The organism is Escherichia sp. WS1265 (assembly GCF_046487585.1).
GTDB classification, from domain to species: domain Bacteria; phylum Pseudomonadota; class Gammaproteobacteria; order Enterobacterales; family Enterobacteriaceae; genus Escherichia; species Escherichia coli.
Map to the genome: position 1 here is coordinate 1 of NZ_JBJQJE010000106.1, position 526 is coordinate 526.

Annotated in this window: 1 pseudogene; it reads right to left on the reverse strand. The window is 41.6% G+C overall.

Annotated elements, in window-relative coordinates:
* Nucleotides 1–408, reverse strand: a pseudogene (locus ACJHX3_RS25070) (tail fiber domain-containing protein); the annotation flags it as partial.
* Between the last annotated feature and the right edge of the window lie 118 nt (nt 409–526).

The window sequence follows — 526 nt, forward strand, 5'->3', positions numbered from 1 at the left end:
GAAAATGAGATCAGCGTGCTCTGAATCTATTGTCTCTACTGAATGTTTATAGCGGATAGACGATGTTGACCGCAGCACAGACGAAATTGCAGGGTCAGGATTAAGATAAAGGTTTGCCGCCGCTGTAGTCGTGGCCAAATTCCATAAATAAAACGCTTCACGACCTGTCAGTGGATAAAAATCTCCGCCATAACGACCACTTTCCAGATCGTTCACTTCCACTTTGTTTTTCAGCTTATTATCAACTTCAGTTTTTGTGTATCTGGTGCTGATATCCTGCTTTGCACTGGTCATATCAGTCTGAAGCGTTGATACTTTTCCGTTAATTGAGGAAATATCTTCCTTAGTTTTACTGACATCTCCCTTTAGCGTGGTGATATCTCCTGGAATTACTGTCGATGTAGCCATTTGTCTCCCTCACATCCAGCCACGAAGTTGATGCTCAACAACAACCGCGTATTTATCGAATATTGACGATTTTTTTGCATCATTAATGATGCGCACGTTTACAAAATATCCGTCTTCC